Below are 22,053 nucleotides of genomic sequence, written 5' to 3'. Positions count from 1 at the left end.
ACCGATAAAACTTACAATCAATGAAACTGAACAAATTATATATCGCCTGTGGAGTGCTGTTCCTTGGAACAGCCACTCTCAGCGGCTGTAGCGACGACGAGGCCTACGATGTAGACGGTTCCAACAACAACCTCATCTACGTAGACCAGTCGGTAGCCAAAGTGACCGAGTGTACCGTCTACCACACACCGGTAGGCTCTTTCGGCGACATCACCGCCAACGTCAAGGCGCGTCTGCAGTATGCTTCGGCAGACAGCATCACCATTAGTGCCGCCCCCGACACCACAATGGTATCTGAATATAACAAGGAATATAACGGCGTGGCCACCACCGTGCCTGCCGATGTGCTCGCTGCCATCCAGCTGGAGAAGACGGGCATCAGCGCCGGAGCCAACGTGGCCTCCGAACCTCTCAAGGTGACCATCCCCGCCGAGGCTTGTGCCCGTCTGACCGAGCCCGAGTATGTGGTGCCCCTCAGACTCACCGCCGTCAAGGAGGGGTCCCTCGATACCGACCGTCCCGTGGTGGCAAGCGAGGAGATGGGCGTCTACTATGTAGCCATCCATACCACCAACGATATGGTCTATCTCGCAGGCTCAAACTCAGCCAAGAGCAGCATCGTGCGCACTCCCGTGGGAGTCTTTGGCGAGGTCAAGGCCGACTATAACGTGAGCCTGCACTTCGCGCTCGACAGTGATGTGAAGGTGTCGGCTACCGTAGACAACAGCCTCGTGGATGCCTACAACACCGAGAACGGCAAGAACTACAAGTCACTGCCCGCCAATGTGGCTGGTGCCCTCGAGGTGACAGCTGCCACGGTGGCTGCTGGAAGTCAAGGCGCCCAACTCCATGTGGAGCTGCCCACCGAGCTGGGTCAGACGCTGACCGAGGCAGGCTATGTGGCTCCGCTGCGACTCGTAGCTGAGTATGCCAACGGCACCAAGGTGACCCTCGACAGCCAGGTGGCTTATCTCGTGGTGACCACCGAGGAGAGCCTCATCCAGGACAATCCTACAGCACTGCTGGGTACAGCCGTGAGCGACATCAGCGCCTGGAAGTGTATCTCTGCCGTCAACTACAATAAGGATGAACTCAAACTGTCGACATGGAAGTTCTCTCAGTTCAATATCGACAATGCCTCGTTTGTCGTAGACTTCGGAGCCGTACACAAGGTGGGTGCCTTCAAGCTCTCTTGTTCTCCCGGCAAGTCGTTCCGCTTCTATCTGAGCGAGGACAATGCCAACTGGGTAGACCTGGGCGATGTCAATGGCAAGGGCACCTATCGTGAGAGCTGGAGCAGCCAGTGGTATGTACTCTATGGTGCTGTCAATGCCCGTTATGTCAAGGTAGAGCAGACGCTCGATCCCAACCACTGGGGTTGGAGCTACGGCAACTATGGATGGGGCGCAAGCTATGTCTCCACAACTTGGGGACTCACCTTCGTAGACTGAACATGCATAGAAGATTGATTCAGTTCAATCGATAGCGTTGACAGGGGTGCCCCTCCTCATGATTGGGGCGTGGGCACCCTATACTTCCCTAACAATCCAAGGATAATGACATGATGAAATCATTGCTATTCCTCATACTTTCACTCTTCACGGCACTCACGGCACAGGCACAGGGCGAACCACAGTTTCTTGAGACGTTCAAGCCCGTAGAGCGCACCCACGACTTCGGTACCATCTACGAGAAAGACGGTAAGGTGGTCCATGTCTTCCGTCTGCGCAACAACGGCAAGAGTCCCGTGGCCATCTCGGCAGTCAACACGTGGTGTGGCTGCATGGTCGCCGACTATACCAAGCGTGCCGTGCGTCCGGGCGAGACAGCCCGGGTCACCGTGTCGCTCGACCCCGACCACAAGCAGGGCAACTTTGTCAAGCAGGTGGTGGTGCTCGTCAACGACGGTTCGGCTTACGTGCGTCTCTGGGTCAAGGCCAACATCGTGCCTATGGTCCACCCCGTGCGTGAAGACCATCCCTTCGACTACGGACACGGCCTCTTCATGAACCAGCAGCTGCTGCCGTTTCCCGAGTTGACCGTGGGGCAGACCCACACCTTCGAGCTGAAGCTCGCCAACGACACCGATAAGCCGATGACCATCCAGTTCAAGCGTGTGCCCAACAATACGGTGCTCAAGATGCCCTCTATGGTGCGTCTCCAGCCCCACGAGCGCAAGTCGATACACGTGAGCTCCCTCTATTTCCGTCGCCACTACGCCCCCCGCCGCATCCACGTCATCCCCGTGGTCAACGGCAAGGAGGCAAAGCCCCTCGTCGTGAAGTGGAATGTAGCCCAGAAGTTCAGACTGTTGAATTAAGTCTCTCATATTTCATCAAGAGCCCCAGCCCCACCCGGTCTGGGTTTTTTTAGTGCCCAGATGTGGGCAGAGAGGTGCGCCCTATATATATAATAAGGTGGAGTGGGGCGGTTGGGGGTAACGCTGTGGTTGTCGTCCTCCATTCGTTGATGCTGCAAGGGGATGACAATGATATAAGTGGTCCATTGTGGATGGTGCGCACCCTTGGCAACTCTGTAGGAGTTGCGATTTCATAGCCCAGGGTTGAGGTGCGCAGCGCCTCTACCCTGGGTACATGAATAATAAGATGAAGCAACTCTGTAGGAGTTGCGTTTAGCCGAAGGCGTTACCCGCAGCAGGCTATCTGCAAGCACTGGGCAGGCGGAAACCATAAGATTGAGAATAACGCCTACGGCTAATCGCAACTCTTACAGAGTAGCAAGGTTAGTGGGGGCGCGTACCCAGGGTAGCGTGCTTCGCCCGCAACCCTGGGCTGGGGAAACGCAACTCCTACAGAGTTGCCGCTGCTTATGTGTGTTTTGTCATGGAGGGTATAATGTTCGTGTGCATGGATGTATGAGTTGCCGCTGCTTACGACGGTTTCGTCATGGTGGGTATAATGTTCGTGTGCATGGATGTAGGAGTTGCCGCTGCTTACGTGGTGTTCGTCATGAGGGATATGTTGTTCGTGTCCATGGATGTAGGAGATGCCGCTTGGGGCCATCCCAGTATTTCCCAAGGGGAAGGAGTTTTATCTAAACGCCTTAAACACACCAAGTATGAACTCCCGCCCCTTGGGGAAGGTTAAGGGAGGGGCCTCTCCTCCTGCCGATGCCGTCAGCGCCACTAAGGCGGAGCCTTCAGAAGACGCCATCGGCTTTTTGTATCTTTTATTGTCTTGCCCCATCCCGTCAATGTACATCGTAAAACGACGCTCACGGTGTGAAATCGTCATTTCGTAGCTTGCATAATGGATATCCTGGCTTGCAATCACCATTTCACACCACGAAATCGGGTTTTCGATGTGCTCGGGCGTCATTAGGCTGTGCTCGGGACTTTTTGCATAGGTCTCGGTGTGGGTGTCGCCAACCTCCGCCATCACAACAATCATCCCGCTGCTTGCAAATGCGGGAGGAAAAGGGGTGGACGTGGTGGGAAACGGACGCGGGGTAGCCCTCCTACTATGCTATAAGCCAACTCGAAAACGCTGATTTGGCAGTTTGAGGTTTTTAACATTACCTCGGATGAATAAATAATGATTAAATATACCCCTATCGATAACAATCCGTTAAATATTGTGGCTTTCTAATTATAATTTGTTATCTTCTACAGTCGCAATCCTTGATATAAATCATCTGAAAGCTCCTTTAATAGTTAATAAACGTTAACCCCGTAATAATATTTTGTATAATTTTTGCTATTTATCATTAATACTATTAATTTTGCACGTACATATAGTTGCAAAACGACTTAAAAACGGCTCTAAGGTTGTGCTTAAAGGATTGTTTTTTGCGCTTTTGGTTTCCAAAATGTCAGCATAATGCTGCCGGAGACGGTGGTAAGACCCCGAAAACTTGTCATTGAGGATGAAATAATAATAATAGTTAATATAGTTTTTAATTTAAAAGAGAGAGATTTTATGGAAAAAAGACTATCGATGTTTTTTGCCTGCCTCTTCCTGAGCATAGGAATGGCGCTGGCACAAACAAAAGTTACAGGTACCGTAGTCAGCAGCGAAGACAACGAGCCTGTAATTGGTGCGTCTGTTAAAGTCGTAGGCACCAAGACTGGTGTCGCCACAGACATTGATGGAAAATTCTCGCTCGTGGTAAACAGCAAGAACGCTGAACTCGAGTTTTCATCCATCGGTATGGTTACCAAGCGTCTTAAAGCCTCTGCCAACATGATGGTCGTGCTCGACCCCGACAGTCATGTATTGGAGCAAGTAGTGGTTACCGGTTACGGCCAGGCCAAGAAGGTGGGTGCCGTTGTAGGTGCCATCGGTACTGTAGGCTCTGAAAAGCTCGGCAAGATTGTTACCCCTAACTTCACCGACGCTCTTGCCGGTCAGGTTTCTGGTCTGTCTGTGCTCAGCTCAGCCGGTGACCCTTCGACCACAGCTACAATCCGTCTGCGTGGTGTCAACTTCCTGCAGACCAGCAACCAGCCCCTCTTCATTCTGGATGGTGCACCTATCAGCTCTTCATTCTTCAGCACCCTCAACCCTGAGGACATTGCCAATATCACCGTGCTCAAGGATGCTGCCTCTACTTCTATTTACGGTGCGCGTGCTGCCAACGGTGTGATCCTTATCACCTCTAAGCAGGGCCGTTACAACGAGAGCGCCCAGGTTAGCGTCAAGGCCCAGTGGGGTGTTTCTTCTCCTACTTCCGACGGTGCAGAGATGATGAACTCTGAGCAGTACGTACAGTTCCGCGATATTATCGGTCAGCCCGTGAGCGACGAAATCCGCAATCTGGTCAAGAACTACGGCCTCAATACCAACTGGTATGACGAGGTGCTGAGCAGTTCGGCTCCTACTTATGATATCAATGCCACCATGCAGGGCGGTAGCCAGACAGTCAACTACTATATGTCTTACAACCACCACAAGCAGCAGGGTCTGGTAGAGAAGTCTGCTATGCAGCGCTCTGTCCTCAATGCCCGTATCAACGCTCGTCTGAACAAGTTCTTCAAGGTGGGCTACAGCGCCAACATCGGTGTACAGGACTTCGAGCAGAACGCCGTATGGAGCGCCATGCAGAGTGCCAGCAGCATTTATACTAACAACCCTCTGGTATTTGCCCGTAAGGCTCTGCCCTTCGACGTACCTTATTATTATAGCTTCGACGACAGCGGCAAGCTCATCAAGGGCGCCAAGGCCGACTATCTGCACTACTCTGGTATGAAGACCATGGAACAGGACAGCAGATACCGTCGCTCTTTCCGCAAGCGTATCACCCTCAACACTTCACTCAATGAGGTGCTTACTCCTATCGACGGTCTTACCCTGACCGCCCAGCAGTCGCTCGAGCTGGTCAACCAGACCCTCGACAACCGCAACCTGCCTTGGGAGACTTTCCGGACTCCTATGGGCGACATTGTAGGTGATGGCGCTGTAGGCTCGATGAATACCGGTGCCGTACAGAACCGTTATACCTCTTCTTATCAGTACAACCTCATCCACACTGCTGAATACCGCAAGGGCTTTGGCGACCACAACATCGACGTGCTGGTCGGTGAGGAAACCCGCATCACCAAGGACTGGCAGTTTGGTGCCTTCGCAACAGGTCATGCCGATGCCCGTCTGATGAACATCACCAGCGGTACTAACGTTGCCCTCTCTGACCTCGAGGACGCTCAGACCAAGGTTGTTGCCAACTCACTCTTCGCCACTCTGGAGTACAACTTCAAGGAGAAGTATTATTTCTACAGCTCTATCCGTCGCGACGGTAGCTCTAAGTTTGCTCCCGACCACCGCTGGGGTACCTTCTGGTCACTCGGTGTGAAGTGGGATGCCAAGAAGGAGAGCTTCCTCAAGGACGTAAGTTGGCTCAACGATGCCTCACTGAGTCTCAACTATGGTACTACCGGTAGTGACGCAGGTCCTGGTGCCTACGAGTACTTCGGTCTCTATGGCCAGGGTTCGCTCTACAACGGCCAGACCACTCTGGGTATCGCACAGGCTGCCAACTATATGCTGACTTGGGAGAAGGTGGACAAGCTCAACTTCGGTATCAATGCCCGCGTCTTCGACCGTCTGGGTGTCAACATCAACCTCTACAAGAACAAGAGTACCGATATGATTATGGACGTTCCTTACTCTTTCACCACTGGTTTCTCTGCTGGTGTGGGTAACGTAGGTTCGATGGTCAACAAGGGATTTGAAGCCGACGTCGATGTAGACATCATCAAGACTCGCGACATGCGCTGGACCTTCAAGGCCAACGTAGGTTACAACAAGAACGAAATCACCGAGCTCTTTGCCGGTCGTGACAACTATACCATCGCCAATACCGGTGTACGCTATGAGGTAGGCCGCAGCTATGGTGAGTTCTATCTGCCCCGCCGTGCAGGCGTTGACCCACGCGACGGTGCCCCCATGTGGTACGACAAGGATGGCAACATCACCAAGACCTTCAGCGAGGAGAACTGTACAGTATGGACTGGCAAGAACCGTTATGCCCCCTGGATTGGTGGTTTCGGTACCAACTTCACCTGGAAGGGCTTTGCCATCATCGCTGACTTCGCTTGGCAGAACGGCAAGTACCTGCTGATGAACGAGGAAGTCTTCACCGCCAACCCCGCCAACGCTACTTCATGGAACCAGCAGACCAAGATGCTGAACATCTGGACCAAGCCCGGTCAGATTACCGACATCCCTGCTGCTGGATACAACGTGACCATGCTCGACGACAATCTGCTCGACAACGCTTCATTCCTGCGTATGAAGACCCTGAGCCTCCAGTACGACCTGCCCAAGAAGTGGCTTGCTCCTCTGCGCTATGTCAAGGGCTTCAAGGTATTTGGTATCGCTCGTAACCTCTTCACCATTACTTCGTTCTCTGGTTATGACCCAGAGCCCGATATCAACCTGGTTAAGTTCAACTATCCTAACACCCGCCAGTTCGTGCTCGGTGCCGAAGTTACATTCTAACAATATAACACGATAAATGGAAAAGAATATGAAAAAAATATATTTTTCACTGATGTTGCTTGCGACATTGTTCGTTACTTCATGTAGCATGGACCAGAAGCCCTTCGGAGCTCTCGACGACCAGTCCGCAATTCGCAACGAGAAGGACCTCTATCAGTTCCGTAACATCCTCTACAGCAATCTTCGCGGTCTTACTTCCGGCGGTTGGCTCTACCAGCCCGACCTGGTAGCCGACGAGTTTGTAGGCTTGTTGAGCAACGGTAACCGTAACGGTGAGCTCAACAGCGGTAACATCCTCGCTTCTACCGGCGAAATCGAGAGCATGTGGGGTAGCTGCTACAGCGTCATCAAGAACTGTAACAAGCTGATGGAAGAGGCCGACAAGCTGCTGGGTCAGGAGGGTCTTACCGATGCCCAGGTGCTTGCCATCAAACGCTATCGCGCAGAGGCTTCGTTTACCCGTGCCTATGCTTACTTCTTCCTGGCCGACCACTTCTGCCAGTCTTACACACAGACCAATCCCGAGGCAGAGCATTCTGGTCTGCCCCTGCAGACGGTCTACTATCCTACATCCAATGCGTCCTACTATCCCGACCGCAGCACATTGGCAGAGACCTTCAGTCTCATCGAGACCGACCTTGCCAATGCCTACGACGGCATCAAGGCCTACGAGGCCAGCGGTGCCAGTGATGTAGCCGACCTGCTCAAGCCCAACGCCGCTTACGTATCTTCGTTTGCCGTAGAGGCTATGATGGCTCGTGTGGCTCTCGTCAAGGGCGACTATCCCACAGCTCTTGCCAAGGCCAAGGACGTAATCACCAACGGTGCCTATACTCTTACCACCATTGCCGATTACAAGAAGCTCTGGACCAATGACGCCGGTACCGAGGTGATCTTCCGCCCCTTCATGTCAAATACTGAGCTTGGCGGTTCGGTAGGTGGTGCTTACATCTCTTCCGACAACCAGACTTGCGACTATATCCCCACCTACGCCACTCTGAATACCTTCGCTGTTGAAGGCGACGTGCGCTTCGACACATTCTTCGAGGTCAACGAGGGTGTAAAGGTCGAGGGTAGCACCTATGCTCTGTACCAGTTTGTCAAGTTCCCCGGCAACAGCTCACTGCGTACCGGTAGCGCTAACAACCTGGTCAACATGTGCAAGCCTTTCCGTCTCTCTGAGATGTACCTCATCGCTGCCGAGGCTGCTGCCCGCACCAATGTGGATGGCTCAAGCTATCTGAACACCTTCCTCAAGAACCGTATCGAGGACTATCAGGCCGCTTCGTTCACCTCTGAGCAGCTGCTCACCTCGGCTCTGCGTCAGCGTCAGCTTGAGTTTGTAGGCGAGGGCTTCCGTCTGAGCGACCTGCGTCGTCTGGGTCTCGGCTTCAGCCGTACTGCCGACTATCCTGCCGCTATGGGTATCAACGGTATCATTACCGTGAAGAGCGCAAGCGTTACCTATAAGGCTGGTGACTATCGTTACACATGGCCTATTCCTCAGAGCGAGCTCGACAGCAACCCCAAGCTGAAGACTCAGCAGAACCCCGGATACGCCGATTAATCAGTATAACTATTAAAGAATACATCACAGTATGAAATATATCAAATTGTTTATGCTCCTTGCAGTGACCGCTTTCTTTGCGGCCTGCTCGGACGATGATGCCAGCTGGAACACCAATGCCGACGTAACCGTCGAGATGGGCAAGACAGAAGTCAAGGTCAAGGAAGGTGCAGGTCTTTTCAATGTGCCTATCGTTGTCAAAGGTGAGACTACAGCTCCCGTGCGTGTACATGTGTCAATGAGAGAGTCGGGCAGCAACCCTGCCAAGAAGGACGTCAACTATATGGTTACTGATACCACCATCGTCATCTCTGACGGTGCCGGCAAGGTAGAAGTCAAGACCGTCGATGACGATGAAATCAATGAAAACCGTACCTTCGAAGTATATATCGTTTCTGCCGATGGCGCCAAGGTAGGCGCCAACTCTTCTACCAATGTTGTACTTCGTGACAACGACTCTGAGTTCTATGAGAAACTCCAGGGTGTATGGAAGATGAAGTGCGTCGACGCCAATGGTGCTGCCAAGGAGTGGTCGGTAACCGTGACCGGCGGCGATGAGGAAAGCGAGGACTACAACCACTATCTCTATGTCTCTGGCATGATGGGCTATGACTGGACAATGGCCGTGCTCAAGTATGACTACGACAAGGCTACCAAACAGGGCTCACTGGCATTCGACGAACTGGGTTCTTACAAGTTTGCCGACGGTGTAGACTTCGGTCTTGGCAATGCTCCTAACTACGTATGTCTCTTCTCTCAAGACGGTAGAAATCTTACTACCGAGCCTATCGGTGGTACCTGGAGTGCAGACTTCAAGACTGTCACCTTCGATGCCGACAAGGTCTTGTGTGGTGGTATCTTCGGTTCCAACGGTTCATTCACGGGTTATATATGGTTCTCTGCCAAGAGCATTACCATGGTACGCTAATCGATTAGCTGAAATCTGCGTGATGACTCATGCGGAAATGACAATAAAAAAGATTGCCGGCACAGCGCTGGCAATCTTTTTTTATGCCATGACCTCATTTTGTTGCCCGATGATAGCCGTTAGGTTGGAAAAAATAATTATTTTTGCATACGAGTTTGCTAATGAACACGTTATCGACAAAAATGTCAAATAAAATAATTCAAATCATGATGAAAAGATTCCTTACTGCACTGTTGCTGTTGGTAGCTACAGTAGCAGTCCATGCCGTCCCCGCCGACCCAAGCGTGTGGCGCATCTTCAAAACTGCCGATGGCAAGACTGTTCGCGTACAGCTGTGTGGCGACGAGTTTATGCGTTACTGGAAAGCCGAGAACGGCGCCTGTTACACCCTTGAGAGCAACGATGTGCTGCGTGTGGCAGACATGCAGCAGCTGCAGCTCAACGCCACCAACATGCGCAGCCAGATGGAGCCTGCCCGCAGTCAGGGCAAGCAGCGCAAGTCGTGGAGAGAGAAGGTGGCACAGCGTGTCAACTTCACCGGCGAGAAGCGTTGCCTCATTATCCTCGCCCAGTTCTCTGACGTCGCTTTCACGATGGACGACCCCCAGGCTTACTACAACCGCGTGGCCAATGAGAAAGGTCTCAAAGAAGGTAAGTTTGTAGGCAGCGTGGCAGACTACTTCAGCGCCCAGAGCGGTGGCGTGTTCAACATCACCTTCGACGTGGTAGGTCCCTATACCCTCGGCTCGCAGGTTTCTTATGGTGGCAATGTCAACGGCAACGACCAGAACGCCCGTGGTATGATACTTGATGCCTGCAACAAGGCTTATGCCGATGGCCTCGACTTCTCGCCCTATGACTGGGACGGCGACGGCTTTGTCGAGGAAGTCTATGTCATCTATGCCGGCCGTGGCGAGGCTACTGGTGGCGGTAAAAATACCGTATGGCCCCACAAGTGGCAGCTCGCTTCGCCCGTGAAGTATGGCAACAAGTATGTCAGCGTCTACGCCTGCTCCAACGAGTTGCGCAGTGCCAGCAGCTATATGGGCATCGGCACCATCTGCCACGAGTTCTCCCACTGCTTGGGTTATCCCGACATGTATGACACCCGCGGCAACTCTGGTACCAGCAACACCTGGTATGGCATGGGCACCTGGGACCTCATGTGCTCGGGCAGCTACAATGGCAACGAGTATTGTCCTGCCGGCTACACCGCTTACGAGAAGATGGTCGGCGGATGGATTAAGCCCGTTGACCTCTCTGAAACTCTTACCTGCAGCGTCAAGGACCTGAAGACCACTGCCAAGGGTGGCGAAGTCTACAAAGTGACCAACCCCGGCAGCAGCAATGAGTACTATCTCATCGAGAACCGTCAGCAGGAAGGTTGGGACAAGTATATCGCGGCTTCGGGCATTATGATCAATCATATCGACTATAATCCTACTCTCTGGCAGTGGAACTGCCCCAATACTCCTGATAGAGGCAACGACCACGAGCGCATCACCATCATCCCTGCTGACAATGTCAAGAGCGGTGAAACAGAGGCGGGCGACGCATGGCCCTATGGCGGACACAACAGTCTGGGCAATAACACCAGTCCGGCCTGTGTGGTGTATAACGACAACAACGGCAGGATGCTTATGAACATCCTCATCAGCAAGATGTCTTGCTCGGGCGGTCTGGCTTCGTTCAACTTTGCCAACCTCAACAACGGCGCTTCTCAGGAAGGCTATCTGCTCAAGGAGACCTTCGACCGCTGTCTCGGTACCGGTGCCAACGACGACAAGGGCTTCTACAAGCCCGACAACCTCCTGCAAGCAAAAAACTTTGCCAATGGTACTTTCGAACCCGATGTTACAGGATGGGAAGCTGGCATGACCCTCAAGGGCGCTTACCAGTGTGCGGTCATCGGCCGCAATGGCAACGCATCAGGCACCTATGATCTGACGAGTCCTTCATTCAATGTCGACGCCAACACGCCTGTCACCATCAAGTTCAAGGCTGCTCCCTTCGACAAGAACAACAGCAATACGCTCACCCTCTCTACCAGCAACGGTACGCTGTCGACCACTACTTTCAACCTGACCGAAGGCCAGTGGACCGACTGCAGCACCACGCTGAGAGCATCGGGCAAGACGCAGCTCACCTTCAACTCCTGCCGTCTCTTCCTCGATGAGGTTGAAATCCAGACCAGCGTAGAGTCGGGTATCGACAATGTCTACACCCCCTCTTCGCGTCCCGCCAAGGTGGGCATCTACACCCTCTCGGGTGTCTATCTCGGCACCGACGCCAGCTCGCTCCCCCACGGCGTCTACATCATCAACGGCCATAAGGTAGTGAAGTAAGGGTTACACCTTATTAATATATATAGGCATCGCCGACATCGTGTCCTCTGTGGACATGGTGTCGGCGATGTGGGTTGTAGTTGTAAGCCCTTTGGGAGAACTGGGGTGGGGTACGCTGCTGGTCACTTTTGTTGTGGAGCTTGTCAGCAGCAGCAACTCTGTAGGAGTTGCGCTTTCCCAGCCCAGGGTTGCGGGCGTAGTCCGCTACCCTGGGTAGCTGCACAACTATTATAGCTACTCTGAAGGAGTTGCGATTAGCCGAAGGCGTTATGCTCGGTTAATACTAATCGTCTACACCTTTTTTTCCATTATCCTGCTGGAGGTAACGCCTACGGCTAAACGCAACACTTTACCTTTCCGCGTCGCAAAGCGCCGCGCCGGTGACCTTCGGTTCAGCGTTGCTACCTTTTTTGTACTAATACCCAGGGTAGAGGCGCTTCGCACCTCAACCCTGGGCTGTGAAATCGCAACTCCTACAGAGTTGCCGGGGGTGCGTACCGTCTGCGCCGTACTGCCTATGCCGTTGTCGGGTGTCAAATCGCTATTTACGCTCATGGGAAGACTGGGGTGGGGTACGCTGCTGGTCTCTTTTGTTGTGGAGCTTGTCAGCAGCAGCAACTCTGTAGGAGTTGCGCTTCCCCAGCCCAGGGTTGCGGGCGTAGTCCGCTACCCTGGGTAGCTGCACAACTATTATAGCTACTCTGAAGGAGTTGCGATTAGCCGAAGGCGTTATGCTCGGTTAATAATAATCGTCTACACCTTTTTTTTCCATTATCCTGCTGGAGGTAACGCCTACGGCTAAACGCAACACTTTACCTTTCCGCGTCGCAAAGCGCCGCGCCGGTGACCTTCGGTTCAGCGTTGCTACCTTTTTTGTACCAATACCCAGGGTAGAGGCGCTTCGCACCTCAACCCTGGGCTGTGAAATCGCAACTCCTACAGAGTTGCCGGGGGTGCGTACCGTCTGCGCCGTACTGCCTATATCATTGACCAAGGTAAAACAACTCCGCACCTCTACCTTGAGCTATGTAATCGCAACTCCATTACCTTTCCGCGTCGCATTGCGCCGTGCCGGTGACCTTCGGTTCACAGTTGCCGGTGATGTGTACCGTCTGCGCCGTACTGCCTATATCATTGACCAAGGTAAAACAACTCCGCACCTCAACCTTGGGCTATGTAATCGCAACTCCTACAGAGTTGCCGGGGGTGCGTACCGTCTGCGCCGTATTGCCTATATCATTGACCAAGGTAAAACAACTCCGCGCCTCAACCTTGGGCTATGTAATCGCAACTCCTACAGAGTTTCCGGGGGTGCGTACCGTCTGCGCCGTTCTGCCTATATCATTGACCAAGGTAAAACCACTCCGCACCTCAACCTTGGGCTATGTAATCACAACTCCATTACCTTTCCGCGTCGCATTGCGCCGCGCCGGTGACCTTCGGTTTAGAGTTGCCGGTGATGTGTACCGTCTGCGCCGTATTATCTATGCCGTTGTCAGGTGTCAAATCGCTATTTACCCTCATGGGAAGACTGGGGTGGGGTACGCTGCTGGTCACTTTTGTTGTGGAGTTTGTCAGCAGCAGCAACTCTGTAGGAGTTGCGCTTTCCCAGCCCAGGGTTGCGGGCGTAGTCCGCTACCCTGGGTAGCAGCACAACTATTATAGCTACTCTGAAGGAGTTGCGATTAGCCGCAGGCGTTATGCTCGGTTAATACTAATCGTCTCTACATTGCATCCCATTATCCTGCATTACTCTATTTGTCTGTTCTCGGTCTATGGCGGGGTTCTCAAAATCTTGGGGGATAGTCTGCTAAAAAGCGGACATTCGTTTGGCTCTTTCAGCCAAAATCCTTAACTTTGTGTGCGTTATAACAATCATCAATGTCATGAAGAAAATTTCAACACTACTCCTGCTGATGGTGGCAAGCCTTACCGCCTCGGCTCAGTATCAGGCTTCGCCCGAAATCCTCAAGGCCCGTACCGAATTCCAGGACAACAAGTTTGGCATCTACATCCACTGGGGACTCTACTCCATGCTCGGCAACGGCGAGTGGGTGATGAGTAACCGCAACATTAATTATAAGGAATATACCCACCTGGCCGACGGCTTCTATCCCTCCAAGTTCGACGCCGAGGAATGGGTCAAGGCGTTCAAGGCCGCCGGTGCCCGCTACGTCACCTTTACCACCCGTCATCACGATGGCTTCTCGATGTTCAAGACATCGGCCAATAACTATAACATCGTCGATGGTACTCCCTTCCACCGCGATGTGCTCAAAGAGCTCGCTGATGCCTGTCAGAAGTATGGCATCAAGCTCCACCTCTACTATTCACACGTAGACTGGTCGCGCCCCGACTATCCTCAGGGATGGAGCGGTATGGGTATCGGCAAGCCCAAGGACCAGTACAACTACGACTCCTACCTCGCTTTCATGAAGCACCAGCTCACCGAGCTGCTCACCAACTATGGCCCCATCGGTGCCATCTGGTTTGACGGCTACTGGGACCAGAAGAACAACCCCAAGTTTGACTGGCGTCTCGACGAGCAGTACAGCCTTATCCACCGCCTGCAGCCCGGCTGTCTCGTGGCCAACAACCACCACAAGGCCCCCAAGCCCGGCGAAGACCTGCAAACCTTTGAGCAGGACCTGCCCGGTCAGAACACAGCCGGTTATTCCAAGGGAACGGTGATAGGACAGTTGCCTCTGGAGACTGTGATGACCATGAACAAGGTCTGGGGCTACGACATCACCGACAAGAAGTACAAGAGCTCTGAATATATCATCCAGCACATCATCAAGGCTGCCGGCAACAATGCCAACTATGTCATCAACATCGGTCCCCGCCCCGACGGCAAGCTGCCCGTAGAGGCTGTCGAGCGCCTCAAGGCTATTGGTGACTGGATGGGCCGCTATGGCGAGACCATCTACGGCACCCGCGGTGGCATCGTGCGTCCCCATGACTGGGGCGTTACCACCCAGAAGGGCAACACCCTCTATGTGCATATCATGAACTGCCAGGACCGTGCCCTCTTCCTTCCCCTCACCGATCGCCGTGTGGCCAGTGCGCGTATGTTTGACGGTCACCAGAAGGTGCGTGTCAGCAAGAACGCTGAGGGCGTGACCCTCGAGCTCCCCGCTGTGCCCAAGGGTGTGGACACCATCGTTGAGCTGACTCTCAAATAGTCTGCCGCCTCTCACCAAGAGAACCAACAAAGCCCGAAACCATCTGCAGGTTTCGGGCTTTGTCATATCCTTGAGCTTGGGGGTGGGGAGAGGGGATGTAGGTGGTATCAGATTTGCCTCACATTACCCCTTCAGATGCTCAAAATCAGGCAGTCCGTAGTCAGTCCTTGCCTCGCCCCGCCCAGTAATTACTTGAATGATTGAAAAAATAACACGAATTAATGCTAAACTTTTTGTGTGTCACTCTGTTTTTTGCTATCTTTGCCTTATCATGAAGAAGACCGTATCATTCATCCTCATGGCGATGCTGTCGCTCAGCCTCAGCGCCGCCAAAGTGGTTACCTCGGCGTCGCTCAAGCTCGTTGCCGATGGCAAGACCCTTAACACCGAAGCTATCCAGAACGCCATCGACCGTCTGTCTAAGAAGGGCGGCGGCAAGTTGACAATCAGCAAGGGCCTTTACCTCACCGGGGCCATCCAGCTGAAGAGTGGGGTAGAGCTCCACCTCGAGCGCGGTGCCGTGCTCTTGGGCAGCACCAATCCCGATGACTATTACCAGCTGCAGGTGATGGGCGACGGCGACGTGGTGCGCAAGGACAACTCCAAGTATGCCCTCGTGCTCGCCCAGGGTGCCCGCAATATCGCCCTCACCGGCGAGGGAGTCATCGACGGACAGGGTCAGGAGCTGGCGCTCACCATCGACTCGCTCGTGAAATGTGGCGTGAAGAGTGACCCCAACTACAGCAAGCGTCTGCGTCGTCCCAGTGAGATCATGCGTCCCAAGCTCTTCTTCTTCTCCGAGTGTGACGGAGTCGAAATCGCCGGCCTCCATCTGCGCAACAGCGCCTGCTGGGGTCTCTCCTTCGACCTCTGCTCCAATATGAATCTCCATCACCTCGATGTCTACAACCGTGCCTACTGGAACAACGACGGTATCGACATGACCGACTGCCGCGACTCGCGTATCACCAACTGCCGCATCAATGCCGCCGACGATGGTATCTGCCTGAAGAGCTACCACAAGCGCGGCGTAAGCCAGAACCTCGTCATCGACAGCTGCGAGATACGCAGCTCTGCCTCGGCTGTCAAGTTCGGCACTGCCACTTGGGGTAATTTCCGCGACATCACCATTACCAACATCCGCGTAATCGACACCTTCCGCTCGTGCATCGCCATCGAGAGCGTCGACGGTTCGCAGATCGAGAACATCGTAGTCGACGGTCTCAAGGCAACCAATACCGGCAACGCCATCTTCGTCAAGTTGGGCAACCGTGCCAAGAACGACCAGGGCTATATCCGCAACATCACCCTGCGCAATATGGATGTTGAGCTCGCCTTCGGCCGTCCCGACACCGACTATGATATCCGCGGCCCCGAGGTGAGCTACTTCCACAACCCCTTCCCCTCAAGTATCACCGGTTGGCCCGGTCATCCTGTAGAGAACGTGGTGCTCGAGAACATCAATATCAGCGCTCCCGGTCGTGCCGACAAGGGTATGGCCTATGTCAAGGCGCCCGAGGTTCCCGAAAACTACGACCGCTACCCTGAGTTCACCATGTTTGGCGAGCTCCCCGCCTGGGCTTTCTTCCTGCGCCACGTCGAGGGCATCACCCTGCGCAATGTCAACCTCACCCTGCGCGACCGCGACTTCCGTCCCGCCATCTGCCAGGTCAATGTCAACGGCTACAAGGACGAGGGAGTCAACATCACTCTGCCCGAGCCCAAGCACTGTGGCAAGTGCCATCGTCACGATTAATCTACATATACTTATATAGACATTAGTAACAACCACAACTATCATCGGGCAGACGCTGCCCATAGCAAACATTATGAAATACCGTAACTATATCCTCGTGGCAGCCATGATGCTCGTTGCCACTGTGGCCGAAGCTGCCAAGACCGTGAGCTCTACGGCTCTCAAACTCGTAGCCGACGGTCAGACCGTCAACACTCCCGCCATCCAGCGCGCCATCGACGACCTGAGTCGTAAGGGCGGCGGCACCATCGTCTTCGAGCCCGGCAACTATGTCATCGGTACCCTCGAGCTGCGTTCCAATATCGAGCTCCACCTCAAGAGCGGCGCCACCCTCTTGGGCAGTACCAATCCCTATGACTACATCGACATCACCAAGGAGGGCGCCGACCGCAGCGACCCTAAGAAGTGGAACTATCTGAGCCTCGCGCTCATCGAGGCATACCAAGCCAAGAACATCAAGCTCACCGGCGAGGGCACCATCGACGCCCGCGGCTGCGAGCTGGCTCTCGCTATCGACAGCCTGCACAAGGCTGGCGTGCGCCCCGACCCCAACTACTTTGACCGACTCAACCGCCCACGTGAGGCCATGCGCCCCAACCTCTTCACCATCAATGCCTGTGACGGTATCGAGGTGAGCGGACTCCATCTGCGCAACGGCGCCTGCTGGGGACTCGTCTTCTTCCAGTGCAAAAACCTGCTTATCGAGCGCGTGGATGTGCTCAACCGCGCCTACTGGAACAACGACGGCATCGACATCGTGGACTGCCAGCACGTCATCATCCGCGACAGCCACGTCAATGCTGCCGACGACGGTATCTGCCTCAAGTCAGACAAGCTCGAGCTCGCCTGCGACGACATCCAGGTCTACAACTGCGCTGTGGAGAGCTCGGCGTCGGCCATCAAGTTCGGCACCAACTCTGCCGGTGGTTTCAAAAACATTACCATCCGTGACATCAAGGTCAGCAACACCTTCCGCTCTGCCATAGCCATCGAGGCTGTCGACGGCGGCGAAGTGCGCAACGTGCTCGTTGAGAATATCCACGCCCTCAATACCGGCAACCCCATCTTCATCCGCTTAGGCAAGCGCCAGGCCGACCGCCGCGACGGCATCGTCGATGGTGTGACCATCCGCAACATGGTGTGCGAAGTTCCCTTCGAGCGCCCCGATGTAGGCTATAAGTTGCGCGGCCCCATCACCAACACCATGCGCAACCCTATGCCTTCGAGCATCGTGGGCATCCCCGGCGTCAAGGTGCGCAATGTACTCATCGACAATGTCACCATCATCTATCCCGGTGGAGCCGACAAGGGTCTGCGCTACCTCACCATGGGCGAGCTCAGCAAGATACCCGAGCAGATTAACCGTTATCCCGAGTTTGATATGTTTGGCGAGCTGCCCTGCTACGGTTTCTACGTGCGCCATGCCGATGGCGTCACCTTCCGCAATGTCAACCTCCTGCTCCGCAACGACGACTTCCGTCCTGCCTTCGTTCTCGACGACGCTTCGAATGTCAAGTTTGAGAACATCTCTTACCCCTTTGGCAAGACGAACGGACAAATCTACGATAACTCCAAGCAATGAAACGTAAGCTCTTCACCCCTCTGAGCATGGGCGCCATGGCGCTCGCTCTCGTCATGGTGGCCTGCGGCAAGGCGCCGCAGCTCACCCGCGACAATGTCGATGACGTGCTCGCCCACATGACCCTCGACGAGAAGATCAACATCGTCGTGGGCGCCGGCAATGAGACCTTCACCGGCTATGGCAACACCAAGAAGCTCGTGCCCGGTGCTGCCGGAACCACCTCGCCCATCCCCCGCCTCGGCATCCCGCCCACCGCGCTCACCGATGGCCCTGCCGGTCTCCGCATCGATACCATGCGCGAGGGCCAGAGCCGCCGCTACTACCACACCGGCTTCCCCATCGGCACCGCCCTTGCCTCGTCGTGGAACCAGCCCCTCATCTATGAGGTGGGAGAGGCCATCGGCAACGAGGCCCATGAATACGGGCTCGACCTCATCTTCGGCCCGGGCATGAACCTGCACCGCGACCCGCTCGGAGGCCGCAACTTCGAGTACTACTCCGAAGACCCGCTCCTCACCGGTAAGATGGCGGCAGCCTTTGTGCGCGGCATCCAGAGCCAGCATGTCGGCGCCACCCTCAAGCATTTTGCCGTGAACAACCAGGAGACCAACCGCAAGGACGTCGATGTGCGCATCGCCCAGCGACCCCTGCGCGAGCTCTACCTGAAGCCCTTCGAGATAGCCGTGCGTGAGAGCGATCCCTGGTCGGTGATGAGTGCGTACAATATGATCAACGGCCAGCAGTGTATGGAGAGTCGCGACCTGCTCACCACCATCCTCCGCGGCGACTTTGGTTTCCGTGGTTTCGTGGTGAGCGACTGGGCTGCCCCCGGATGGCGCGACTCCGGCCGCGAGATATGGGCTGGCAACGACCTGCTTGCCCCCGGCACCGCCCAGCAGCGTCAGGAGATCAAGGCCGCCGTCAAGGCCGGCACCCTCTCTGTGGCTGCCCTCGACAGCTGTGCCCGCCGTATGCTCCAGTTTGTAGCCCGCACCGAGCGCATCACCCCCCGCACCTATAGCGAGAACCCCGACCTCAAAGCCCACGCCATCAAGTCGCGCGAGGCTGCCGAGGAAGGCATCGTGCTGCTCGAGAACCATAACCAGACCCTGCCCCTCGCCAAGGAGACCCGGCGCGTGGGCATGTTTGGCGTCTCCTCTTACAACTTCATCTCCGTCGGCACCGGCTCGGGCAATGTCAAGACCCCCCACACCGTCAATCTCCTTGAGGGATTTGCCAATGTGGGCGTCGAGACCAATGCCGACGTGGCACAGACCTATCAGCGCATCATCCGCGATACCATCGCAGCCCGCGCCTACGACCCGCTGGGCTACGCCGCCATCCCCGAGCTCACCATTGACTCGGCTGTCATAGCCCGCAGCGCCCAGACCGACGATGTCGCCATCATCACCATCGGCCGCAGCTGTGGTGAGGGAGCCGACCGCCTGCAGCAGACCGAATATCTGCTCTCCGACGTCGAACACAGGCTCATCGCCCAGGTGAGCCGAGCCTTCCACGCCGCCCAGAAGCGCGTGGTAGTGGTGCTCAATGTGTCGGGCGTGGTCGAGGTGGCATCCTGGCGCTCGCTCGCCGACGCCGTGGTGCTCTCGTGGTTGCCCGGACAGGAAGCCGGCGACGCCGTATGCCGCGTGCTCACCGGCAAGGTGTGTCCCTCGGGCCGCCTGACCATGACTTTCCCTCTGCGCTACGAAGACTGCAGCACCCACGACAACTTCCCCTACGACTACCACGGCCCCAAAGCTATCGGTAACTACCCCAAGATACCGCGTACGCCGGCCATTAAGAACGTACACTACGTCGACTATGTCGAGGGCATGTACGTGGGATACCGCTACTTCGACACCTTCAACCGCCCTGTGGCCTATCCCTTTGGCTTCGGACTCAGCTACACCACCTTCGCCTACAGCGACGCCGTCTGCCGCGCCCAGGCCGATGGCAACTTCGCCCTCAGCGTCAAGGTCACCAACACCGGAACCTGCGCCGGCAAGGAGGTGGTACAGGTCTATGCCCCCGTGCGCTCGCTGAGCCATCAGCTCGTCGCCTTTGGCAAGACCCGCACGCTCCAGCCCGGCGAGAGCGAGACCCTCAGTCTCACCATCACCCAGCGCGACCTCGCCTGCTTCGACGAGGCGCAGAACGCATGGGTACTCGATGCCGGCGACTATACCCTCGAGATTGGCGCCAATGCCCGCGATGCCCGGCTGAAAGCCCACATCCAGGAGTCGGCACCCCTCGTCGTCGTGCGGGTCAACGGCGTGCTCCGCTAAGCGGTCTGCCCCATACAAAGAGAGCGGGGAGACGTGCCTGTCTATGGCATGCCTCCCCGCTCTTGTCGTATGGGGCTGCGTTATGGCTTCACATATTCGCCGTTGACCTTGACCGGCTCCACGTGCAGATTGATATACGTTTCCTCGCCAAACCGCTCCCTCAGCCGCTGCTCTATGTTGGTGGCGTGCTGATGGGCTTCGTAGAGCGAGAGCGCTCCCGGCATGCGCACGTGCATATCGATGGCGATGTGGCTGCCTATGCGGCGCGTGCGCAGATGGTGGATGGCGCTCACCGTGGGCTCTTCGCTGGCGATGTCGGCTATCTGCCGCTCCATGTCTTCGGGCAGACTCTTCTCGAGCAGCTCGCCCATCGACTGGCCCACCAGTGTATAGGCGGTGCGCATGATGAAGACGCTCACCACCACGGCGGCGATGGGGTCGAGCACAGCCCAGCGGCTGCCCAGGATGATGGCGCCGCCGATGCCTATGGCTGTGCCGATGCTCGAGAGCGCGTCAGAGCGGTGATGCCATGCGTTGGCGACCACGGCGGGCGAGTCCAACCGTCGGCCTACGCTTACCGTGAAGCGGTAAGCCCACTCCTTGAGCGCTATGCTCATCAGCGCTGCCGCCAGAGCTATCCACCCCGGCTGCTCGAGCGCCTCGCCCCTCATGGCGTCCACTATCTTGTCTGCGCCACCATAGCAGAGCATTGCGCCCACCACGCCCAGCGCCATGCCGATGGCTGCCGTCGCCAGCGTCTCATACTTGCCGTGACCGTAGTCATGGTCTCCGTCTTCGGGTTTGCTGCCCAGCCTTACGAAGACCACCACCACCACATCGGTCAGAAAGTCCGACAACGAGTGTACGGCATCGGCTATCATCGCAGCCGAACCGCCCACGATGCCGGCGACAAACTTGAATATCAGCAGCACCACATTGATGATGCTGCCCTTGATGGTCACCCTGTTGATGGCGCGCACCCGCTCGTCGGCGACCATCTGTTCCTCCTTCTTCGTTATTGTCATGATATTTTGCATTTACGTTGGCCCCGAAGATAGGGTCAACGGTGCAAAAGTACACATTATTTATATATATAGTATCATTTCCCCCATTTTTTTTCATCCCCATTTTTGTAGGAATAAGGCCTGACAATTCCCCCATGCGGTGTGGTGTAGGCGTGGAGATGATGGTGCGGGTGGAGTTGTAGGTAGGTGTAGGCGTGGGGATGATGGTGCGGGTGGAGTTGTGGGTAGGTGTAGGTGTGGGGTTGATGGTGCGGATTTAGGTATGTGTTGGAGTAGGTGAGGGCATGATGGTGTGGGTGGAAGCAAAGGTTGGAGTAGTTTAAGAGGACACAAGTGGCCAAGTGGGGGTATAGTACGCACCCAGCGGCAACTCCTTCAGAGTTGCCGCTGCTGGAGAAGGGGCTCATTATGTTTGAAATTA

At 55.3% G+C, this 22,053-nt stretch carries 14 protein-coding genes; 11 read left to right on the top strand and 3 right to left on the bottom strand.

Going from position 1 to position 22,053, the window contains the following annotated elements:
- Nucleotides 1-20 precede the first annotated feature (20 nt).
- Nucleotides 21-1,451: a BT_3987 domain-containing protein gene (locus tag CIK92_RS01625; protein WP_094387940.1), complete on the top strand. Its 1,431-nt coding sequence runs from the start codon at nt 21-23 to the stop codon at nt 1,449-1,451.
- A 110-nt stretch (nt 1,452-1,561) separates the two neighbouring features.
- Nucleotides 1,562-2,320: a DUF1573 domain-containing protein gene (locus CIK92_RS01620; RefSeq protein ID WP_094387939.1), complete on the top strand. Its 759-nt coding sequence runs from the start codon at nt 1,562-1,564 to the stop codon at nt 2,318-2,320.
- A gap of 730 nt (nt 2,321-3,050) precedes the next feature.
- Here the strand turns inward: CIK92_RS01620 and CIK92_RS01615 are convergent.
- Nucleotides 3,051-3,410: a hypothetical protein gene (locus tag CIK92_RS01615; protein WP_094387938.1), complete on the bottom strand. Its 360-nt coding sequence runs from the start codon at nt 3,408-3,410 to the stop codon at nt 3,051-3,053.
- 528 nt (nt 3,411-3,938) lie between these two features.
- Here CIK92_RS01615 and CIK92_RS01610 point away from each other — a divergent pair.
- The 4 genes from CIK92_RS01610 (at nt 3,939) to CIK92_RS01595 (ending at nt 11,796) form a co-directional block, all read left to right on the top strand.
- On the top strand, nt 3,939-6,956 hold the full coding sequence (locus CIK92_RS01610; RefSeq protein WP_094387937.1) for a SusC/RagA family TonB-linked outer membrane protein: 3,018 nt from the start codon (nt 3,939-3,941) through the stop codon (nt 6,954-6,956).
- A 28-nt stretch (nt 6,957-6,984) separates the two neighbouring features.
- A complete protein-coding gene (locus tag CIK92_RS01605; protein ID WP_022310336.1) occupies nt 6,985-8,523 on the top strand; it encodes a RagB/SusD family nutrient uptake outer membrane protein in 1,539 nt (512 codons plus the stop codon).
- Between the two features lie 31 nt (nt 8,524-8,554).
- Complete coding sequence (locus tag CIK92_RS01600) at nt 8,555-9,451, top strand: Calx-beta domain-containing protein (RefSeq protein WP_094387936.1); 897 nt, start codon at nt 8,555-8,557, stop codon at nt 9,449-9,451.
- A 206-nt stretch (nt 9,452-9,657) separates the two neighbouring features.
- Nucleotides 9,658-11,796 carry a M6 family metalloprotease domain-containing protein gene (locus CIK92_RS01595; RefSeq protein ID WP_158214703.1) on the top strand — a complete coding sequence of 713 codons (2,139 nt, stop codon included), beginning with the start codon at nt 9,658-9,660 and terminating at the stop codon, nt 11,794-11,796.
- 13 nt (nt 11,797-11,809) lie between these two features.
- On the opposite strand, the gene CIK92_RS13270 is transcribed toward CIK92_RS01595, so the two are convergent.
- Nucleotides 11,810-12,019 (bottom strand): hypothetical protein, encoded by a 210-nt coding sequence (locus CIK92_RS13270; RefSeq protein WP_144289294.1) that lies wholly within the window; start codon nt 12,017-12,019, stop codon nt 11,810-11,812.
- A gap of 763 nt (nt 12,020-12,782) precedes the next feature.
- Between CIK92_RS13270 and CIK92_RS13265 the strand changes: the two genes are divergently transcribed.
- The 5 genes from CIK92_RS13265 (at nt 12,783) to CIK92_RS01575 (ending at nt 20,607) form a co-directional block, all read left to right on the top strand.
- Complete coding sequence (locus CIK92_RS13265) at nt 12,783-13,232, top strand: hypothetical protein (protein ID WP_144289293.1); 450 nt, start codon at nt 12,783-12,785, stop codon at nt 13,230-13,232.
- Nucleotides 13,233-13,682: 450 nt separating this feature from the next.
- Nucleotides 13,683-14,981 (top strand): alpha-L-fucosidase, encoded by a 1,299-nt coding sequence (locus CIK92_RS01590; protein WP_094387934.1) that lies wholly within the window; start codon nt 13,683-13,685, stop codon nt 14,979-14,981.
- 271 nt (nt 14,982-15,252) lie between these two features.
- Complete coding sequence (locus CIK92_RS01585) at nt 15,253-16,737, top strand: glycoside hydrolase family 28 protein (RefSeq protein WP_094387307.1); 1,485 nt, start codon at nt 15,253-15,255, stop codon at nt 16,735-16,737.
- 73 nt (nt 16,738-16,810) lie between these two features.
- On the top strand, nt 16,811-18,319 hold the full coding sequence (locus CIK92_RS01580) for a glycoside hydrolase family 28 protein (RefSeq protein WP_094387933.1): 1,509 nt from the start codon (nt 16,811-16,813) through the stop codon (nt 18,317-18,319).
- Nucleotides 18,316-20,607 (top strand): beta-glucosidase, encoded by a 2,292-nt coding sequence (locus tag CIK92_RS01575; RefSeq protein WP_094387932.1) that lies wholly within the window; start codon nt 18,316-18,318, stop codon nt 20,605-20,607. The genes CIK92_RS01580 and CIK92_RS01575 overlap by 4 nt, the downstream gene beginning before the upstream one ends.
- 80 nt (nt 20,608-20,687) lie before the next feature.
- Here CIK92_RS01575 and CIK92_RS01570 read toward each other — a convergent pair whose 3' ends face one another.
- On the bottom strand, nt 20,688-21,632 hold the full coding sequence (locus CIK92_RS01570) for a cation diffusion facilitator family transporter (RefSeq protein WP_254045975.1): 945 nt from the start codon (nt 21,630-21,632) through the stop codon (nt 20,688-20,690).
- Nucleotides 21,633-22,053 lie beyond the last annotated feature (421 nt).

This window comes from Prevotella sp. P4-67, from assembly GCF_002251325.1.
Lineage (GTDB): Bacteria > Bacteroidota > Bacteroidia > Bacteroidales > Bacteroidaceae > Prevotella.
Note: the sequence above shows the minus strand (reverse complement) of the source record. Positions and strands in the feature narration are given on the sequence as shown.